We start from the raw sequence: 1918 nt of genomic DNA, 5'->3' as shown, positions 1-1918 counted from the left end.
TAAATTCAGGGCTAAAACGTTTTGCCATTTCTTCTCTCCAAACATAATTCTTAAATTAGCTTTAGAGGGAATAATTGTCCATTTAGTTGGCTAGGATCACCCTGACGTACTACGTGCTAGCCATGCTAAGCCTTGGGCTGAATGTGTATCCGATGCCGAAAGATTAGACGTTTATAACGGTTTTTTGTTGAGTGCCAATCTGGATGCACTTTTTGACCGTTTTTTGATTAGCTTTGATGAACAAGGTTACTTATTGATTTCACCAACTTTATCACAAATAGATTTATTGTCGCTTGGTATAAAATCGGGACTGAGGCTTAGATGGATCAATGCGTTACATCAGCCTTATTTAGCTTTTCATAGGACTAGATTTAATCAATCTTAGATGTCCCATGTATGCCTAATAGTCATCAAATAAAAGGATAACTTATATGTCAACATATGCAATAAGGCATTTACCATTCAAACCGTTCGTCTCTATCGCGGTCATGTTCTATTTCCCATCTTCGAGCATTGTCAATTTCTTGCTCAAATTTTAATTTGGTTTGGTCTAAATAAGGTATTAAATTGGATGGCATAAGATCTACTAAACTTTCTAGTAAGTGAGAGTTTCTTTCCATTATCAATGCACGCGAGCCACTCCATTGACGAGGGCGAAACTGTTCAATGAACGCATTTATTACTTCCTGAATTGACGGTGCATTTGAGATGAGTGCTTTGGCCTGATCTGACCAATCGTAAACGTTACCTGTTTCTGAATATTTAGAGAATGAAATTATAGATGCTGCAAGAGGGTAACGGTACTCTGGATCTTCATTACACCATGTTGTTAACACACTAACAGGTATTGAATCTAATGGTTTGGATTTTTTATATCCAAATAGCGAAAACAAGTAGACTACTTGATGATTTTGTTCCTTATCCGAGAATAAAGTATTTAGAACAATTTTAGGGTAGTTATCTATAAGCAGGTTTAAGAGAGAAGAGTTACTAATTCGATAGTTATTACCTGCTTTTATTGCTTCTTTGAGGATAAGAGCTATTTCTTCTATATCTGATTCGGCATTAGTGTTTGACAAACAAAACTTTGCAACTACTTGCAGTTGATAGTCGCTTAGTTGGTTATCTGTCTTGAAATTTATCCTCCGAAGTAATGCCATGCCAGTTTTTACTAATTCTGGTGATGGATTATTTTTAAGTCCTTGATTTGTCATTCTATGTTGATGGTAATGGTATATTTCTAAAGCAACTCCAAATCCATCTGGGTGTTCTGCAATTGATAATAAAAAAGATTGAAATTCTGCGGTTGAAAAAGTATCTGCAAAGCATCTATTGGCTAATGATTTATATCTCAACATAGGAGATTTTTTTAACTGTAGGGCGATATTCAATCTTTTGAGTGTCCGCACATCGACAGTAATACCTGAATGTAATACTGGAAGATAGGTTTGTAAAATATGATGATCCATCGCTGAATCGAGTAATTGATGGGCAGTCTCTTGATCGTGCTGCCATACTTCGCAGATAAAGCCACTGAATAATTGGGGAGTAAATTGATCTTGGGAAACAAGTAGAGTGCCATCAACTAGCTTTTGCCAATGTGTTTCAATGTTTTGTGATTTACTAGCTAGCCCACGAGCAAAATCCCATACACGAATTCCTCCAGTCATCAGTTCTGGTAGAAGTTCGGTAAGGGCAACATCATTTTCTGCCATTGCCTCACCAAGCTCTTTGGCTTTAGTGATTAATCGGTCATAGCTGGTGACCTCATCAATCTCTTCATCAGATTCATCGTCTATGCCGTACCAATAATTACCTTGGTTTGTAATGGTCAAGAGAAACAGGACAGTTATTTAGGCAGCTTGTCTTAAAAAATCACGTTCAAATATTAATGGTGATTTATAACCTAGCGTTGAAT

General features: G+C 36.6%; 1 protein-coding gene and 1 pseudogene. One reads left to right on the top strand and one right to left on the bottom strand.

The genetic code is table 11. The annotated features are described in order from the left end of the window. Positions 1-109: 109 nt before the first annotated feature. Positions 110-385, top strand: a pseudogene (locus C8N29_RS17460) (HNH endonuclease); the annotation flags it as partial. Between the two features lie 70 nt (positions 386-455). Here the strand turns inward: C8N29_RS17460 and C8N29_RS16570 are convergent. Beyond that, positions 456-1835, bottom strand: a complete 1380-nt coding sequence (locus tag C8N29_RS16570; RefSeq protein ID WP_107867170.1) for a hypothetical protein — start codon at positions 1833-1835, stop codon at positions 456-458. Between the last annotated feature and the right edge of the window lie 83 nt (positions 1836-1918).

Origin of the sequence: Agitococcus lubricus, from assembly GCF_003051055.1 — a bacterium.
Classification (GTDB): domain Bacteria; phylum Pseudomonadota; class Gammaproteobacteria; order Pseudomonadales; family Moraxellaceae; genus Agitococcus; species Agitococcus lubricus.
Note: the sequence above shows the minus strand (reverse complement) of the source record. Positions and strands in the feature narration are given on the sequence as shown.